This window comes from Methylophilaceae bacterium (assembly GCA_018398995.1).
GTDB lineage: Bacteria > Pseudomonadota > Gammaproteobacteria > Burkholderiales > Methylophilaceae.
In genome coordinates this window covers 892,526-909,172 of record CP073759.1, presented here as the reverse complement: position 1 = coordinate 909,172, position 16,647 = coordinate 892,526, and the positions used below count along the sequence as shown (strand labels likewise).

The following is a 16,647-nucleotide window of genomic DNA, read 5'->3' as shown; positions in this document are numbered from 1 at the left end:
TGTTAATAATATTGCTCGATACAAAGCCCTCTTAGGAGGGCTTTTTTATAGCCGTCGCCTATACACTTGGCGACATAACCAAGCGATAGATGGATTGTGCGATTAAAATTGGTTAAACCACCACCATGTTGGTTTAAATTAACCATATCAATCAAATTGTGATACTCAGTTTGACTTAAAATCAGTAGCTTAAGGCAATATTTTACTGTTGGCACATAGGTTGCTACTACAATAGCGCTTGTTTTAATCAATTCAGTTGAATCAGGTATATTCGCCCAAGTTAACGCATGTCTTAATCATCGATTCAACTGTTTCTGCTCGGTGTTAAACTAAATAATATGATGACGCTCGTAACAACATGAAATTAAATAAAATGAGTTTAAAGCTTAGGCTCAACATGATGATTACGTGTTTGTTATTGATTGTGTTGTGCATCGGTGCATATTTTATGTTAATGAATGCACGTGAGAATGTCAGGGTTGAAATCGAGTCTACTGCAAACTTGACCTTGCATTTATTAGATAGAGAAATACTCGCTTTTTCTGACAAGCCTATAGGTGGGCATAGTGCGCTGCCGTTTCAATTGGCTAGTTTGCATCATATTCGACATTTGCGGATTGCATTTTTTAATATGCAAGGTCAATTGCTTGATAGCAATCAGGTCGATAAAACATCCGACAATCAGTTCGTCCCACCTGAATGGTTTGTTCAGCTGATGACCAATATGTCGCCATTAAAGAATAGTGTGCGTACCGTTATATTTGGGGGAAGGCCGGTAGGAAAGCTAGTCATTACGCCAGATCCTTCTTATGAAATTGAAGAAATATGGGATGACACCAAAGATTTGCTGGCATTGGTATTTATCTTTTTTATTTCAGTTAATTTGTTGGTTTATTTTGCAATTGATAAGGCATTAAAACCAGTGAATCGTATTTTAACTGCGTTAACTGACTTAGAAAATGGCAAGCTCGAGACGCGATTATCTGGCTTTGATTTGCCAGAATTGGCAAGTATAGGTCAAAAATTTAATGGGATGGCAGAAAAGCTTGAATTAAGTATTAAACGCAATCTCGGGTTATCAAGACAAATTATTAACTTAGAAGAAGTAGAGCGAAAGAGCCTCGCTAGGGATTTGCATGATGAGATTGGGCAGAGTATCACGGCAATTCATGTGGATGCACTAGCGATCTTAAATATTCAAGAGATTAATCAAACCTCAATAGGTAACTTGAGGTTAAGCGCGCAAGCAATATTGGGTGTTTCCAAAAATATGATGGGCATTACGCACCAAATCTTAGACCGTTTACGACCGGATGCCATTGATAAATTGGGTCTCAAAATGGCATTAGATGATCTGGTTTCTAGATGGCAAGCTAAGTTTGGTGATACGGTTTGTACTTTAAATATTTCTGGTCATTTGAATGGGTTTTCAGAAACGATTTCAATTACTGCTTATAGGATTGTACAAGAGAGCCTGACGAATATCGCGCGATATGCCGAGGCTAAAAAAATATATATCAGTATTCTGCAGGAAGACAGTACCCTAGTATTAATGGTAGAGGATGATGGAAAAGGTTTTGATTGTGCAAGCAAAACGGATGGCTATGGTTTGCTTGGCATGCGCGAGCGCGTTGAGGGCCTTGGCGGAGAGTTTGAATTAGATAGTGCGATTGGTGCTGGAACACGCTTAGTCGTTCGGTTGCCGCTATTGGCATAAGTGAAATGATAGAGACAAAATGAAGATTGAAAAAACAAAAATTATGTTGGTCGATGATCACGCGGTTGTTCGCGCAGGATTAAAACGCTTAATGGAAAATCAAGCCGGACTAGAAGTGGCGTGGGAGGCTGACAACGGTGAAACAGCATATCAATTGTTGAATAACCATCAAGTTGATGTAATTGTCATGGATTTGTCTATGCCAGGGATGGGAGGTTTGGAGACCGCTAGACGCATTTTAGGGCGCTACCCAACGGTGAAAATTGTTGTCTTTTCAATGCATGATAATGCGACGTTTGCTGCCCAAGTGCTAAAAGCAGGTGTAAAAGCCTACGTAACAAAAACAGGTGCCGACAGCGATTTATTGCAAGCGATACATGAAGTAACCAAGGGTAGAAGTTATCTTAGCCCAGAGGTTGCCCAAAAAATTGCTCTTGAAAGCATGGGCGGAGATGATAATCCGCTGAAAATGCTCTCTGCGAGGGAGTTTGAGGTATTTAGATTGCTAACAGAGGGTGTTAGTGTTGAGGTGGTAGGTGAAAGATTGAAGATTAGTCAAAAAACAGTATCAAATTACTATACGATGATTAAACAAAAGCTTGGCGCAAATAGCCCAATAGAAATGGTACGTATTGCTATTCGACATGGCATTATTGATGGCTAGTATCCTTGTGTTGTAGAGGTCACGTTATATGGGGTACGGGAAAAAATCCCGATGTTTTCAGGACAAAAGAACAAGCTTAAAATAAAAGTCGTCATTATACTGAAATTTCGTTACTTGCATGTGACTGCTATTTAAATAGCCACCATTGTGAAATTTTAATAAAACAATGGTGGCTATTTTTTTACGGTGTTCTACTGATAATGTAAATTAATCAAAAGTGGTTTGCGTTAAAAATTAAAATAATAACTCTTCAATAGCATTCTAATGGATGCATGTTTAATTTCAAATTAAGTTACTTAAGCTAATATCGGCCGACAAATTTACCAAGAACATGCTTATTAACTAGTAAAAATTACTTCTTTGAAAAACTGTTGTCACAAAACTATTTTAAATTACAAGCTCATTTAATAAGGCTTTTTAAAATAGGTGAGGTGAGTAGATTGAAGCAAATAACTCAATTAAACAACGGTAGCCAGTTAACTATTTGGCGATTAGTGGATGGAAAAGCAGGGCATGAAAGTCAATCGTTAGGCTTGGTGAAAGCCCTATCAAAACAGGCCGATTGCCAAACCTTTGATATTAAAGTGAGTAATGGTTTTGAAGCCATTGCTTGCTGGCTTTCTTCCACTTGGGTTTTGGGTGCAGGCTTGCCATTGCCTGATCTAATTATCGGTGCAGGACATTCAACCCATTTACATCTACTTGCGGCAAAGCGTGCATACGGCGGTAAAACAATTGTATTGATGCAGCCGACTTTGCCTGTTCGGCTATTCGACTTATGTTTGATTCCAGAGCATGATCGATATCAAGGCAGCGGCGAGTATCTGCAGACGAGAGGCGTGCTTAATCCGATTCAGCCAGAGGGTGAGCATGCAGTTAATCAAGCATTGATTATGATTGGAGGTCCCTCTAAGCATTGCCATTGGGACACCTTAAAGTTAATCGCCCAAGTGTATGAATTACTTAATCATAATACACACATTCATTATACCTTAACAACTTCGCGTCGGACGCCAAAGGCATTCATATCTGCAGTTAAGAGAATTCACTTTCGTAATTTAACAGTGGTGCCGCATGAAGAAACGGAAAAAGGTTGGGTGGCGAAGCAGTTATCTAAAAGTGCATTTGCATGGGTGACAGAAGATTCAGTTTCAATGGTTTATGAAGCGCTAACAGCGCAAGTGATGGTTGGTTTATTGAATATGCCAGTGAAGCGAAAAAGCCGAGTTAGCCGGGGTGTGCAGAATTTAATTAACCAAGGCATGGTTGCTCGATTTGATTTTTTGCAAACCTACCAGCAAAAACTAAAAGTGGTAGTTGGTTTTATGGAAGCTGAACGGTGTAGTCAATGGATTCTTCATTCTTGGATGCAATCAAGCAGAGTTAATCAACCTGTGTTTGATGCAGCATTTGAAATTTAACACGATACTTACTTGTTTAACAAAATCATTAAGATGGGTTTAATATGCAGTTAACAGTAGTGCAGATACTACCTGCATTAGACTCTGGTGGTGTGGAACGCGGCACGTTAGAAGTAGGCGCTCACTTGTCTGCAAATGGTTGCCGATCGATTGTGATTTCAGCTGGTGGCCGTATGGTTCATCAGCTACAAAAAGAAGGTAGCGAACATATTGCTTGGCCTATTGGCAAAAAATCACTATTGACGCTTAAGCTAGTACGTCAATTACGTCAGTTTTTAGAAAAAGAAAAAGTTGATATTGTGCATGTACGCTCACGCTTCCCCGCTTGGATTGCTTATCTTGCATGGAAAGAAATGGACTCTAAAACGCGACCTGCTTTTGTGACGACAGTTCATGGTCCATACTCCGTTAGTGCTTATAGTCAAGTGATGACTAAAGGTGAGCGGGTGATTGTGATTTCTGAAATGATTCGCGAGTATGTGGTCAGTCAATATCATACGAAGCCAGAGAAATTAAGATTGATTTATCGTGGTGTAGATGACAAACATTTTCCTTTTGGTTACCAGCCTAAGCAATCTTGGTTAAAAGATTGGTATCAAACCTTCCCTCAGACAAAAGATAAAAAATTATTAGTATTACCTGCGCGGGTGACCAAATGGAAAGGTCAAGAAGATTTTATTCATCTGGTGGCGCAATTAAAAAAGCATAAAGCAAATGTGCATGCATTGATTGTAGGGGAAACTAAAAAAGGCAAAACCAATTTTCTCAAAAAATTACAGAAAAAAGCGCAAAGTCTTGGCGTGTGTGAGAATGTTACATTCGTTGGGCATCGTGATGATTTGCGTGAAATTATGGCAATTTCTAGCATTGTTTATTCACTATCGTTAGAGCCAGAAGCGTTTGGGCGAACGACGATAGAAGCGTTGAGTTTAGGGGTGCCAGTGATTGGCTATGCTCATGGTGGTGTGCAAGAGCAGTTAGCTACATTATTGCCTGAAGGACAGATTGATGTTGGTAATGTTGCAGAGGCTGCGACACTGACTTTACGCTGGTTAGATCAGCCACCAGATGTTGCCAAGAATCAAGCTTTTAGTTTAGATACTATGCTGCAGAAAACGATGGATGTCTATCAAGAGCTTGCTCAAGCAGGTCAACGAGGAGCAGATTAATCATGTTTATTGGTCAAATCATTGCTAGTCAAGGCAATGGTGGTTTGGAAAAGCATGTGCGAGAGTTAAGTCAGTCTTTAGTGACACAAGGTCATCGCGTACTGGTAATTGGCGATCCTGTATTCATCAACACCTTAACGCCAGAAGTAGAGCGTGTTGCCCTTAACATGCGCTTAAGTCGATATAATCCTTATTTGCTTTATCAGCTATATCGTTGTTTACGACGTTATCCATTTGATGTGATTCATGCACAGGCAAATAAAGCGACCGCAATGCTGGCAATGCTTCAATGGTTTATCAAAACACCAAAGGTGGTTACTTTACACAATATAAAGAGCCGTCTTGCATTATTTAAGCGATTTAAACATGTCATTTGCGTGAGCCGCTATTTAGCAAGCCTCATTAATCATGCCGGTGCTGAAGTGATTTATAACGGTATTGATGTTCCAAAAACAGCGACCATTGATGTGAAGAAACACTATCAGTTACCAGATAATAAGCCAGTTATTTGTGCAGTTGGTCGTTTAGTCTACGCAAAAGGATTTGATTTATTGCTAGATGCGATTGATGGTTTAGCAGTGAGTTTACTGATTGTAGGTCAAGGGCCAGAGCGTCAAATGTTAGAGGCAAAGATTGCTTTACTGCATCCAAATACTGTCGTGCGCTTGATTGGACATTATGATAATCCAACTGCAATCATGCGTGGTGTTGATGCTGTGATTATCTCTTCTAGGCGTGAAGGCTTTTCTTATGTATTTAACGAAGCACTCATGTGTGGCGTCAATATATTATCAACTGATGTACCTGTAGCAAATGAGGTATTGCCACGCGATTTAATTGTAACAGTTGGCGATGTTGTAATGTTACGTCAACGACTAGAAATGCTGTTGCAGAACCCTAAGCAATGGACATCGTTGATGCAAGCCCCGCAAATGCTGGCACAGCAGAAAATGACGCTTAGCTATATGACGCAAGAAACGATTAATTGTTATCAACGCATGTGTGATTGAAGTGAAGAATATCCAGCAATTATTAATCATTAAACACGGCGCTTTGGGTGATTTGATGCAGTCGATTGGATTAATCATTGATATCAAACAACACTATCCTAATCACGAGATTACCTTATTAACAGCGCCAGCTTATTGTTCGCTCATGCAGCGGTGTCCTGCCATTGACCAGCTTATTGCTGATAATAGAGCGCCAATTTGGCGTGTCGATCAACAGATTAAACTAAAAAAGAAATTGCACAAAAAGCAATTTGACCTAGTGATTGATTTGCAAAACTCTGAGCGCTCACGTATGTATCAACAATTTTGGTTCGCTCAAACTAAGTGGATAGGCCGTCGTGCGGAAGCAGATGAACCATCTTCTGGGCTAATTGGTTTGATTGACTTATTAAATGACGTGGGTATTGCAACACCTCATGCCCACCAATCAGTATTGACATGGCTGGCAGACGATATGAGTGTGCTACTCAATGAGCGAGACATTGTAGCAGGTGAATATATCGTGTTAATTCCTGGTTCGTCGGCACAACACTTGGAAAAACGCTGGCCTTATTATGAAGAGTTAGCTACAGCATTAATAAACAAAAATTATCAAGTAGTCGTGGTATTAGGGCCTGATGAATCTACATTAGCCAAGCAAATGCCAGGACATGTTTTACAAGGACTTAATTGGTTTCAGTTAGCTGGTGTGTTAAACACGGCGCTGTATGTGATTGGTAACGACACAGGGCCTAGTCATATTGCCTCTTATTTAAATAAAGCAGGCTTGGCTATTTTCGGACCTAGCACATCTGCTACGAGAGCTGAAATTGGTCGCCGCAAGTTTGAAGTGATAGAAGTGGATGACTTGGCAAATTTAACGGTTGCAGAGGTGCTTCAGCGATTTAAAGCATCTAACATAAAATAATCCAATTCAATAAAAGACGGATGTTGATTTACATGCGTTTTTTGAGTGCTTTCTTCTTAATTGTCTGCCTGCACAACCCACCAAGAAGCTTCTATTGTATGACTGCGTTTTAGCATTTCCTTTCGCCTTCGTGTAATTTTGCCATTGGCGATATGATTCAAATCAATTAGGCTCAGTTTCCATTGTTTTAATCGTTCGTGAATGCCACCTAGAAAGCGCATGTTTTGCGCATCATCGATCATTTTCATTTATCTGAATTTAGTAATAAGGGAAAAAGCGATATTTTAAATTAATGAAATTTTGTTAGAGAGTTGTCAAATGGACATTATGGTTTCGATATCTTGGTAGTTGATACGGAAAGCGCCCAGCCAACCCCTAGCCAAACTAATGCGGCGACCCCATTATTCAAAATGCTGATGCCACCAATGAGTGGCCAAAAGCTGACGCTGAGAATAGTGAAGCTTAAACATGAGATAAACCATTGTTTAGTCTTAATAGGTTGTGAAAGTGCACTAAAGTAAATACTCACTACTATGCTAATAAAAAGTAGTAGTCCAATCACACCTGTTTCTGCGCCAATTTGTAGATAAAGATTGTGCGGGTGTGAGCACGGTATTCCCCACAGTGGTAATAGTCCTAACTGTTCACAAGCAGATCGATAGGTATGGAAGCCGCTACCAAATATCGGATTTTCTTGCCAAGCGGCTATTGCAGCTCGAAAAACAAGGCCATAGTCAGAATCCATAAACTGTATGAGTTTGCTGACAGTGCTATAAATCGACCGCTCCGCCATCTCAGGATTAAATGAAATGGTGAACGCGAAAAAAGCTAAAATAAAAGCGAAGCCTGATAACACTTTTGTTTTATGCATTTTTTGGTCTAATACCAAGCCAACAAGAACGACAATACTTCCTGTAAAGAATAAAAGTAATGCCATGCGCTCACCAGTAATAAACATAAACAATAAACCAATGCATAACACCGACAGCGTGACAAAAATGCGCCGTGTTGCTGCTCTGAATAATGGACTGACGACTGTTATTAATAACACAATAAATAAAACTCGCAACATCATAATGCCGGGAATCGGCCTGCTGTATGGGCCAGTGAGTCGAGTTGGACTCGGTTTGGTGTGACCAAATAAATCCGTGCCAGTGATATATTGCAAACTGGTGTCTAATAATATAAATGCGCAGATAACCATGAGCGCGATAAGAAAGTGCTGTTGAAACTTCTGATTATTCAGTAACCAATAAGCAAGTGCAGCGGCAAATAGTGGCCATCTTAAATATAAAATGGCATGCATGAAGCTATCAGCAGAGTCGATACTAAGCGGTGCATTGATGCATAATAAATACAACCAAAATAGAAGATTCAGCTTGAACCACGTTTGTTTTGTCCATTCCCAATCCTTAGACTGATAGCTTTTGAATAGAAAGGCTACACCGATACAAAGCACTGTGATATCAGCTCCAGCTCTAGAAAATAGTAACAAAAGTGGGAGTATCCAAGGCAAATAGCCCATGAAAGAACTAAATATAGAAATGGTTGTTTGCATCATGCTAATTGGGTTTGGTAAAGTTTGGCATAGCTGCCATTGATTTTTAATAAATCGTGATGGCATCCACTTTCAATGATTTTGCCTTGTTCCATCACCAAAATACGGTCTGCATTTTCAATGGTCGATAGCCGATGTGCAATCACAATGGTCGTTCTGTTGTGCATTAAAACATCCAGTGCTGCCTGCACATGTTGCTCAGATTCAGTATCTAAAGCTGACGTTGCTTCATCTAATAATAGAATAGGCGCATCTTTGAGGATTGCACGCGCAATAGCAATGCGCTGACGTTGCCCGCCAGAAAGGCGTACGCCGCGATCGCCAATTTCATTATATAAGCCGTTAGGTAATTGTTGAATAAAATCCCAAGCATGTGCTGCTTTAGCTGCTTCAATGACTTGTGATTCATTGACATGACGTAGTGCGCCGTATGCAATATTATTGAATATGGTATCGTTAAATAAAACGATCTCTTGGCTGACCATGCTAAATTGTTCGCGTAAATTTTTTAGTGACATGGTTCGAATATCCAAACCATCAATCATGGCAGTGCCTTGTTGCAATTCATAAAATCTGGGTAATACATTAACCAAGGTTGTTTTGCCGCCACCAGAGCGGCCAACTAAAGCAATTTTTTCACCAGGTTTAATGGTTAAATCAATATTGCTCAAGGCAGGACGTTTAGCATTTTCATACTGCAAACTCACACGCTTAATGCTAATTGCTCCCTTGGTTTTACCAATATCTTGTTTACCTTCATCGATTTGCGCTGGCGTATCAATAAGACCAAAAATACTTTGGGCTGCAGCTAACCCAATCTGAATATCTGTATTTAGAGAAGTTAAACTTTTAATCGGTGCAATCAGCATCAATAATGCGCCAATAAAAGCGGCAAACTCACCAGCGCTAAAGCGACCAACGGCATAATAAACAACGAGGCCTAAAGCAAAAGCCGCGAGTAGCTCGATGACCATGCTATTGAGTCCAGACACTTTGCCTAAGCGTGTCATCATCTGGCGGTTTTCTTTGGTTATCGCTGCAAAGCGCTCATATTCATAGTGTTCACCGCCAAATATTTTCACCATACGTTGACCGCTGGCGGCTTCTTCAATCACTTGGGTCATATCGCCCATCGATTGTTGAACTGACGTGCTGGCAAATTTTAATTTAGGTGTCATTTTCTTCAAAAAGAACACCATCAATGGCGCAATCAAAGTAAATATTAAGGTCAGTCGCCAATCTAGATAGAGCATATAAGCCACCATGCCAACGATGGTGAGGCTATCGCGCACCATGCTTACTGTCACCTTGGTCACCGCGTTATACATTTGTTCGCTATCAAAGGTGAATTTAGATGTAATGCTACCGACAGCATTTGCATCAAAGAAGCTTACTGGTAATGTCATTAGCTTTAAAAAAGCATCCAACCGTATTTGTTCAATCACTTTTCTACCTACCCATCGCATTGTATAAGTAGAGATAAAGCCAGATATTGCACGTAACGACAACAGACTAATAAGCAATAGTGGCAATAGCGCATGGTTGTCTTGCTGTGTGTTGACAAAGCCATCATCTGTAATGGTTTTAATAGTGGCTAAAAATCCTGTATTGGTTGCTGATAAGGTGATTAACGCAAGGATGCTAATGCCAAAGATAAACCAATGTGGTTTGACATAATCAAGCATGCGTCTATACAGTACATTGGCGCTTAATATAGGTGTTTTTTCTTTGGCTTGCATGCGACAAATAGGTTTACTAGGCATCGTGTCCAAATAAATCGCGGCTATAGACTTTTGATTTTACATCTGCGATTTCAGGTGATAAGCGATTGGCAACAATGATGTCGGCTTCCTGTTTAAATTGGGTTAAATCATTCACAATACGAGAGCGAAAAAAGCTTGCTTCATGGTGCATGGGCTCATAGATAATGACTTCTATCCCTTTTGCTTTAATGCGTTTCATGATGCCTTGAATGGAAGATGCACGGAAATTGTCAGAGCCACTTTTCATGATTAAGCGATGAATGCCCACCACTTTTGGTTTCATACGAATAATCTCGTTCGCAATAAAGTCTTTGCGAGTGGTGTTGGATTCTACAATGGCATGAATTAGGTTTTGTGGCACATCCCGATAATTTGCCAATAGTTGTTGCGTGTCTTTTGGTAAGCAGTATCCACCATAGCCAAATGACGGGTTATTGTAATGAAAGCCAATACGCGGATCTAAGCAAACGCCGTTAATGATTTGCTCGGTATTTAAACCATGGGTGGCCGCATAGGTATCGAGCTCATTAAAGTAAGCCACTCGCATTGCCAAATAGGTATTGGCAAATAGCTTAATCGCTTCCGCTTCTGTGGCATCGGTAAATACAGTTTCAATCTCGGCTTTAATCGCACCTTGCTTTAATAAATTGGCAAAGGTTTCTGCCCGTGCAGAGCGCTCGCCAACCACAATGCGAGAAGGATGTAAGTTATCGAAAAGTGCTTTACCTTCACGTAAAAATTCAGGTGAGAAAATAATATTGTTGCAATTAAATCGTTGCTTGAGTTGCTTGGTATAGCCAACAGGTAAGGTTGATTTAATAATAATGACAGCGTTTATATGAATGGATAACACATCTTGAATCACACTATCGACTGATGATGTATCAAAGTAACCTGTTTCTGGATCATAGTCTGTTGGTGTAGAGACGATTACAAAATCTGCGCCTGTGTAAGCTTGTTTTTTATCAAGCGTTGCCGTGAGATTGAGCGATTGATGTTGCAAGAAATGCGCAATGTCTTGGTCGGGAATAGGCGAGATTTTATTATTTAATGCATCCACACGTGATTGCGAAATATCGAATGCAACCACCTCATTATGTTGCGCTAATAAAACTGCATTGGCTAAGCCTACATAGCCAATGCCTGCGATAGCAATTTTCATTGACTCTTGCTCATTTGTAAAAGCGTTGAAAGGTGAAATAAATGTTCAGCCATATCCGCGCATACTAAACAGCAAATGAGATATTTTCATGAAAATAATATGGCATTTTTATTAAATAGCGGTCATCAATTGCTGTAAAAGGGCTATTTTCTTAGTGAGTTGTGTGTGATAAGGCCTATCGCACTAGCTAATCTCTTTTATACTATCGTGATAGTAATTAAATTAAATAGAGATCGTCATGAACAAAGTTGAAACCAATCTAACACCTAAAACCATTTATTTAAAAGACTACTTGCCAGCACCTTATGCGGTAAAAAACGTAAACCTCAAGTTTGAATTGTTGGCAAACAAAACCATTGTGACTTCTAAAGTGAGCTATGTAAAAAATCCAGCCAATGCATCAAAAGCATTGGTGTTGAATGGACAACATCAAATGATTATTAGTGTTGAAAAAGATGGACTAGCATGTGATGACTACACCATGACTGACGACAAAATGACCATTTCCAATCCTGGCGAGCAGTTTACCTTAACAATCGTTACAGAAATTGATCCAGCCTCTAATACTGCTTTGGAAGGTTTGTATCAATCGCAAGGTACTTATTGCACACAATGTGAGGCCGAAGGCTTTCGCCGCATTACCTACTATCAAGATAGACCAGATGTATTGAGTCCATTTACTGTGCGGATAGAAGGCGATAAAACGCGTTATCCCATTATGCTATCCAATGGTAATTTAGTAGAAACGGGCGAACTGGCCGATGGACGCCACTTTACGGTTTGGCATGATCCATTCCCAAAACCTTGTTATCTATTTGCCTTGGTTGCAGGTGATTTGGTGCGTACTGAAGATACGTTTACCACCATGACTGGACGCACTGTTGATTTACATATTTATGTGCGCGCTGGTGATGAACAACAATGTGGTCACGCCATGCAATCATTAAAAAAAGCCATGCAATGGGATGAGGAAGTATACGGCCGTGAGTATCAATTAGATTTATTCAATATCGTTGCCGTGAGCGATTTCAATATGGGCGCAATGGAAAATACGTCGCTGAATGTATTCAATACCAAGTTAGTACTTGCGCATCAAGAAACAGCGACCGATATGGATTTTTTAAGTGTGGAAGGTGTAATTGGGCATGAATATTTTCATAACTGGACAGGCAATCGCGTCACCTGCCGTGATTGGTTTCAGCTGTCTCTCAAAGAAGGCCTCACCGTTTTTAGAGACCAAGAGTTTAGTGCCGATTTAAATTCACGTGCAGTCCAGCGCATTGATGATGTTGACCGTTTACGTCGTTTACAATTTTCGGAAGATACCAGTCCGTTGGCCCATTCGGTGCAACCAGATAGTTTTATCGAAATTAGCAACTTCTACACCACGACCATTTATGAAAAAGGTGCAGAAATTATTCGTATGCAACACACTTTACTAGGTAGCGAAACCTATCGAAAAGCAACTGATTTATATTTTGAACGCTATGATGGCCATGCTGTGACCTGTAATGATTTTGTGCAATGTATGGCTGATGCATCAGGCCGCGACATGGCGCAATTCTTTTTATGGTATAAACAAGCAGGAACACCAACGCTAACAGTGACTAGTCAATACGAGCCAACCCAGCAACAATTCTCGCTCACTTTTAAACAAGCTCAGGCAGACACAGCAGGGCAAGCGCATAAAAAACCATTAGTCATTCCAATAGCTGTTGGTCTACTGGATGCGCAAGGGAATGAAACCCATGCAACCCAGATTTTAGAAATGACAGAGCGCGAACAAGCATTTGTATTTTCAAATATCGATGCACGTCCTATTCCCTCTATTTTGCGCAGCTTTTCTGCACCTGTTCAGTTAATAACCGATTTAACAGATGATGATTTGCGACTGTTGCAGCTACACGATACCGATGGATTTAATCGATGGGAAGCAGGGCAAACGTTGGCTTTGCGTACCATTAAGCGTGTGATGGCCGATAAACAAGCTGATATTAGTCAATTTGTTGATGACATTGGCACGATGATTGCTCAAGGCCTTGCAGAACAGGGCGATAAAGCATTATTAGCGCGTGCATTAACCTTGCCTGAATTTGCAGTGATTACGCAATCATTAACAGTGATTGATCCAGCGGCCATTGACCAAGCTTTAACTATTATGCTCACCGCGATTAAAAGCGCACATAAAGATGCACTCATGCGTTTGTATGATGCCAATGGCAACACCGGTCGTTTTTCATTAACGCCAGAAGCCATGGGTAGAAGAGCCTTACAAAATACAGTGCTCACTTTGTTGACAGCCACTAACGGTAGCGGTTGCGCAGCACGAGCCAAAGCACATTATGATGCGGCAGATAATATGACTGATCGTGTGGCTGCGCTAGCTTGTTTGGCAGACAGCACACAGCCAGAGCGAGTAGCAGTGTTTAATGACTTTTATCAACGATATAAAGGCTACCAATTGGTGGTTGATAAATGGTTTACCTTACAAGCCATGGCTAATCGAAGTGCCATATTTGATGATTTTGCGCAATTGCGTCAGCACCCAGAATTTAACATTAAAAATCCTAACCGCGTTCGCTCATTGTACTCAGTTTTTGCAATCAATAATCCCGTCAAATTTCATGATCCAAGCGGCAAAGGCTATGCTATTTTAAGAGACGTGATTATCGAATTGAATGCCATTAATCCACAGATTGCATCGCGTCTGGTTACGCCATTACGCGAATGGAAACGCTACACACCCGCATTAAAGGCGATGATGAAACAAACATTAGAAGCGATTTTGGCAACACCCAATCTATCAAACGATGTGTTTGAAATCGCGAGTAAATGTTTGCAAGATTAGCCAATTTGGCAATCTATTTACCAATGATTGCGTTTAATCCTGTTGTTAAGCTTGTGTTAAGGCAAGTCATATAAAGTATGACACTCATGATAAATAGATTGGAGTGTTAACATGAAATACCCACTACAAACATTGATTGCAGTTGCGACCTTGAGTCTTGGTGCCATGCATACAGCTACAGCTGATGATGATTTTGAAGAAATGGAATCAATAGCCAAGGCATTTAATTTGATCCCTTATGAAGAAGCAAAAACCAAAGCTTTGGCAGCTAAACCCGGCGTGATTGAAGAAGCTGAACTTGAGAACAGAAAGTTCAAGAAAGGCTGGGATTATGAATTTGAAATTATCGATGCGGATGGAAAAGAATGGGAAGTGAATATTGATGCCAAAACTGGCAAAGTGACCAATATCAAGCGAGATTGGTTCTAAATTTGGCTTGTACGTCGCGGAAAACTCACCGTGACGCGCAAGCCACCCAGTCGTTTAGATGTTGCAAATGCAATTGTGGCCCCATAACTATTGACAATATCATGGGTAATCGCCAGTCCAAGACCGCTGCCTGGTTTGGATTCATCAGCACGAAATCCCCGTCGTATTAAGTTGTCCAGTGTATGCTCTTCACAGCCTGGCCCATCGTCTTCAATGATAAAGTCGATGGTTTGGGTTTCGTCGATGGTCAGCAAGACCTTGCTTTCACACCACTTACAAGCGTTATCAAGTAAGTTGCCCAACATTTCTAACAGGTCTTCTCTATCGCCATAAAACTGAGCATTGGGTGCCATTTCCCACATGATTTGTATTTTTTTGGCCACATAGATTTGTTGTAATGTAGTCGTTAGTTGCGTGACTTCTTTATGTAAATCTACGCGTTGTGTTGGATGTATATCGCCCATCATTCGGGCTTTTTTGAGTTCGCGTTCTATATGCTGACTAATGGATGCGGTAGCGGAATAGATACTATTGCAGATTGTTGGATGCTCACTCATTTCCGGCCGCTCTGCAACTTGATTGAGCAGGGTCAATGTTGTTTTGAGTGCATGTGCTAAATTGCCGAGTGACTCTCTAGAGCGCTTAGATTTACTTTGTACTGCCACTAGAATGCGGTTGAGCTCTTCAATGAGTGGTGAAATTTCTGCTGGGCCATGGTTGTCTATTTGACTTTTCTCACCACTGATTAATTTTGCAATACTGTCTGTCACTTGTTGTAAAGGGTTTAACGCGCGCAACACAATCAAGCGCTGTATTAACAGTAAGGCAAACAAACCCAGCAAAGAAATACCTGCATACAGCAGTTGAAAGCGTGACATGCTGCCTCTTATTGGTGCGAGGTTTTCTGCAATCGCTATGGTCACTATATTGCCTTGTTTTTGATAAGCATGAGTGACTACAAGTAAAGGCTGTTGCTCTGGTCCATTCACATAACTTCTCATCTGTTCAGTTTTATTGAGTGGTTTTACTGACATCTCTTCATCCCATAAAGAGCGGGATTGATCAGTGTGTTGATTGGCAACAATCACATAATAGTGGCCAGAAAAAGGACGTTGATAAACAGCGCTGACATATTTAGAATCGACTAGAAATGAACCTGAGGCATCAAACTCAATGCCTGCCAACAGATTTTCACCCTCACGTTCTAAACGACTAGCCAATTGATTCTGCATTAATTCATTAATCACATAGGTCACCACCATCCACTGCAAAGTTAATAGCGTGACTAAACTAAAGGCAAGGCCCCACGAAAGCTGTCGTTTCAGAGAAATCATCGTGACTTGCTACCAAATACATAACCTTGCCCACGTTTGGTTTGGATCAGATCGGCACCAATTTTATGTCGTAGGCGGTTGATAAACACTTCGATGACGTTGCTATCTTTATCAGCATCATATTCATAAATATGTTCTGTTAGCACCGTTTTAGATAACACATGACCTGGGTGCAACATAAAGTAACGCAATAACCTAAATTCGACACCAGTTAACGCTTGTCGCGTTTTATTTTTAAAAATCACTGCTTGGGCTTGCTCATCTAAAGTGAATTGTTCATGTTGCAATGTGCCCATGGCAATGCCAGCACTGCGTTTTAATACGGCATTCATTCTTGCCAATAACTCTTCTATTTGAAAAGGCTTGCCAATATAGTCGTCTGCGCCTGCATCAAAGCCACTCACCTTATCTTGCCAACTACCACGTGCAGTGAGAATAATAATCGGTGTTTCACAGCCGCGCCCGCGCAAATGAGTCAGTACATCTAAGCCTGGTCGCTTTGGCAAACCCAAATCGAGTATGATCAGATCATAAGGCTCAAGCTCGGCTTGTGCTTCGGCGGCAACGCCATCAGTCGCTAAATCAGTGGCATAGCCAGCACGTTGCAACGCAGTCTGCAGTTGTGGTCCAATAGTGGTGTCATCTTCAATAAGCAGGACTCGCAT

15 protein-coding genes are annotated in these 16,647 nt (G+C 40.7%); 8 read left to right on the top strand and 7 right to left on the bottom strand.

Annotated elements, in window-relative coordinates; translation table 11 throughout:
* Positions 1 to 2 precede the first annotated feature (2 nt).
* Positions 3 to 251 carry a hypothetical protein gene (locus KFB94_04725; protein ID QVL46400.1) on the bottom strand — a complete coding sequence of 83 codons (249 nt, stop codon included), beginning with the start codon at positions 249 to 251 and terminating at the stop codon, positions 3 to 5.
* Between the two features lie 122 nt (positions 252 to 373).
* Between KFB94_04725 and KFB94_04720 the strand changes: the two genes are divergently transcribed.
* The 6 genes from KFB94_04720 to KFB94_04695 all read left to right on the top strand — a co-directional run bounded on the left by KFB94_04720 (position 374) and on the right by KFB94_04695 (position 6,888).
* Complete coding sequence (locus KFB94_04720) at positions 374 to 1,717, top strand: sensor histidine kinase (GenBank protein QVL46399.1); 1,344 nt, start codon at positions 374 to 376, stop codon at positions 1,715 to 1,717.
* Positions 1,718 to 1,736: 19 nt separating this feature from the next.
* On the top strand, positions 1,737 to 2,381 hold the full coding sequence (locus KFB94_04715; protein ID QVL46398.1) for a response regulator transcription factor: 645 nt from the start codon (positions 1,737 to 1,739) through the stop codon (positions 2,379 to 2,381).
* Positions 2,382 to 2,803: 422 nt separating this feature from the next.
* Positions 2,804 to 3,802, top strand: a complete 999-nt coding sequence (locus tag KFB94_04710; protein QVL46571.1) for a mitochondrial fission ELM1 family protein — start codon at positions 2,804 to 2,806, stop codon at positions 3,800 to 3,802.
* Positions 3,803 to 3,846: 44 nt separating this feature from the next.
* On the top strand, positions 3,847 to 4,971 hold the full coding sequence (locus KFB94_04705; GenBank protein QVL46397.1) for a glycosyltransferase family 4 protein: 1,125 nt from the start codon (positions 3,847 to 3,849) through the stop codon (positions 4,969 to 4,971).
* 2 nt (positions 4,972 to 4,973) lie between these two features.
* Entirely contained in the window at positions 4,974 to 5,981 is a 1,008-nt protein-coding gene (locus KFB94_04700; protein ID QVL46396.1) for a glycosyltransferase family 4 protein, read from the top strand.
* Complete coding sequence (locus tag KFB94_04695; GenBank protein ID QVL46395.1) at positions 5,974 to 6,888, top strand: glycosyltransferase family 9 protein; 915 nt, start codon at positions 5,974 to 5,976, stop codon at positions 6,886 to 6,888. The genes KFB94_04700 and KFB94_04695 overlap by 8 nt, the downstream gene beginning before the upstream one ends.
* A 56-nt stretch (positions 6,889 to 6,944) precedes the next feature.
* On the opposite strand, the gene KFB94_04690 is transcribed toward KFB94_04695, so the two are convergent.
* From KFB94_04690 to KFB94_04675, 4 genes are all read right to left on the bottom strand, one after another.
* The gene (locus KFB94_04690) at positions 6,945 to 7,136 is read right to left on the bottom strand and encodes a hypothetical protein (GenBank protein ID QVL46394.1); all 192 of its coding nucleotides are present in this window, start codon (positions 7,134 to 7,136) and stop codon (positions 6,945 to 6,947) included.
* A 77-nt stretch (positions 7,137 to 7,213) separates the two neighbouring features.
* Positions 7,214 to 8,449, bottom strand: coding sequence for an O-antigen ligase family protein (locus tag KFB94_04685; protein QVL46393.1), 1,236 nt, complete (start codon positions 8,447 to 8,449; stop codon positions 7,214 to 7,216).
* Complete coding sequence (msbA, locus tag KFB94_04680) at positions 8,446 to 10,209, bottom strand: lipid A export permease/ATP-binding protein MsbA (GenBank protein ID QVL46392.1); 1,764 nt, start codon at positions 10,207 to 10,209, stop codon at positions 8,446 to 8,448. Before msbA ends, KFB94_04685 begins: the two co-directional genes overlap by 4 nt.
* The gene (locus tag KFB94_04675) at positions 10,202 to 11,371 is read right to left on the bottom strand and encodes a nucleotide sugar dehydrogenase (protein QVL46391.1); all 1,170 of its coding nucleotides are present in this window, start codon (positions 11,369 to 11,371) and stop codon (positions 10,202 to 10,204) included. Before KFB94_04675 ends, msbA begins: the two co-directional genes overlap by 8 nt.
* 238 nt (positions 11,372 to 11,609) lie before the next feature.
* Between KFB94_04675 and pepN the strand changes: the two genes are divergently transcribed.
* Complete coding sequence (gene pepN / locus KFB94_04670) at positions 11,610 to 14,219, top strand: aminopeptidase N (GenBank protein ID QVL46390.1); 2,610 nt, start codon at positions 11,610 to 11,612, stop codon at positions 14,217 to 14,219.
* Positions 14,220 to 14,330: 111 nt separating this feature from the next.
* A complete protein-coding gene (locus KFB94_04665; protein ID QVL46389.1) occupies positions 14,331 to 14,648 on the top strand; it encodes a PepSY domain-containing protein in 318 nt (105 codons plus the stop codon).
* On the opposite strand, the gene KFB94_04660 is transcribed toward KFB94_04665, so the two are convergent.
* Both KFB94_04660 and KFB94_04655 read right to left on the bottom strand, forming a co-directional pair.
* Complete coding sequence (locus KFB94_04660; protein ID QVL46388.1) at positions 14,645 to 15,982, bottom strand: sensor histidine kinase; 1,338 nt, start codon at positions 15,980 to 15,982, stop codon at positions 14,645 to 14,647. The genes KFB94_04665 and KFB94_04660 overlap by 4 nt on opposite strands.
* Positions 15,979 to 16,647 carry a response regulator transcription factor gene (locus tag KFB94_04655; protein ID QVL46387.1) on the bottom strand — a complete coding sequence of 223 codons (669 nt, stop codon included), beginning with the start codon at positions 16,645 to 16,647 and terminating at the stop codon, positions 15,979 to 15,981. Before KFB94_04655 ends, KFB94_04660 begins: the two co-directional genes overlap by 4 nt.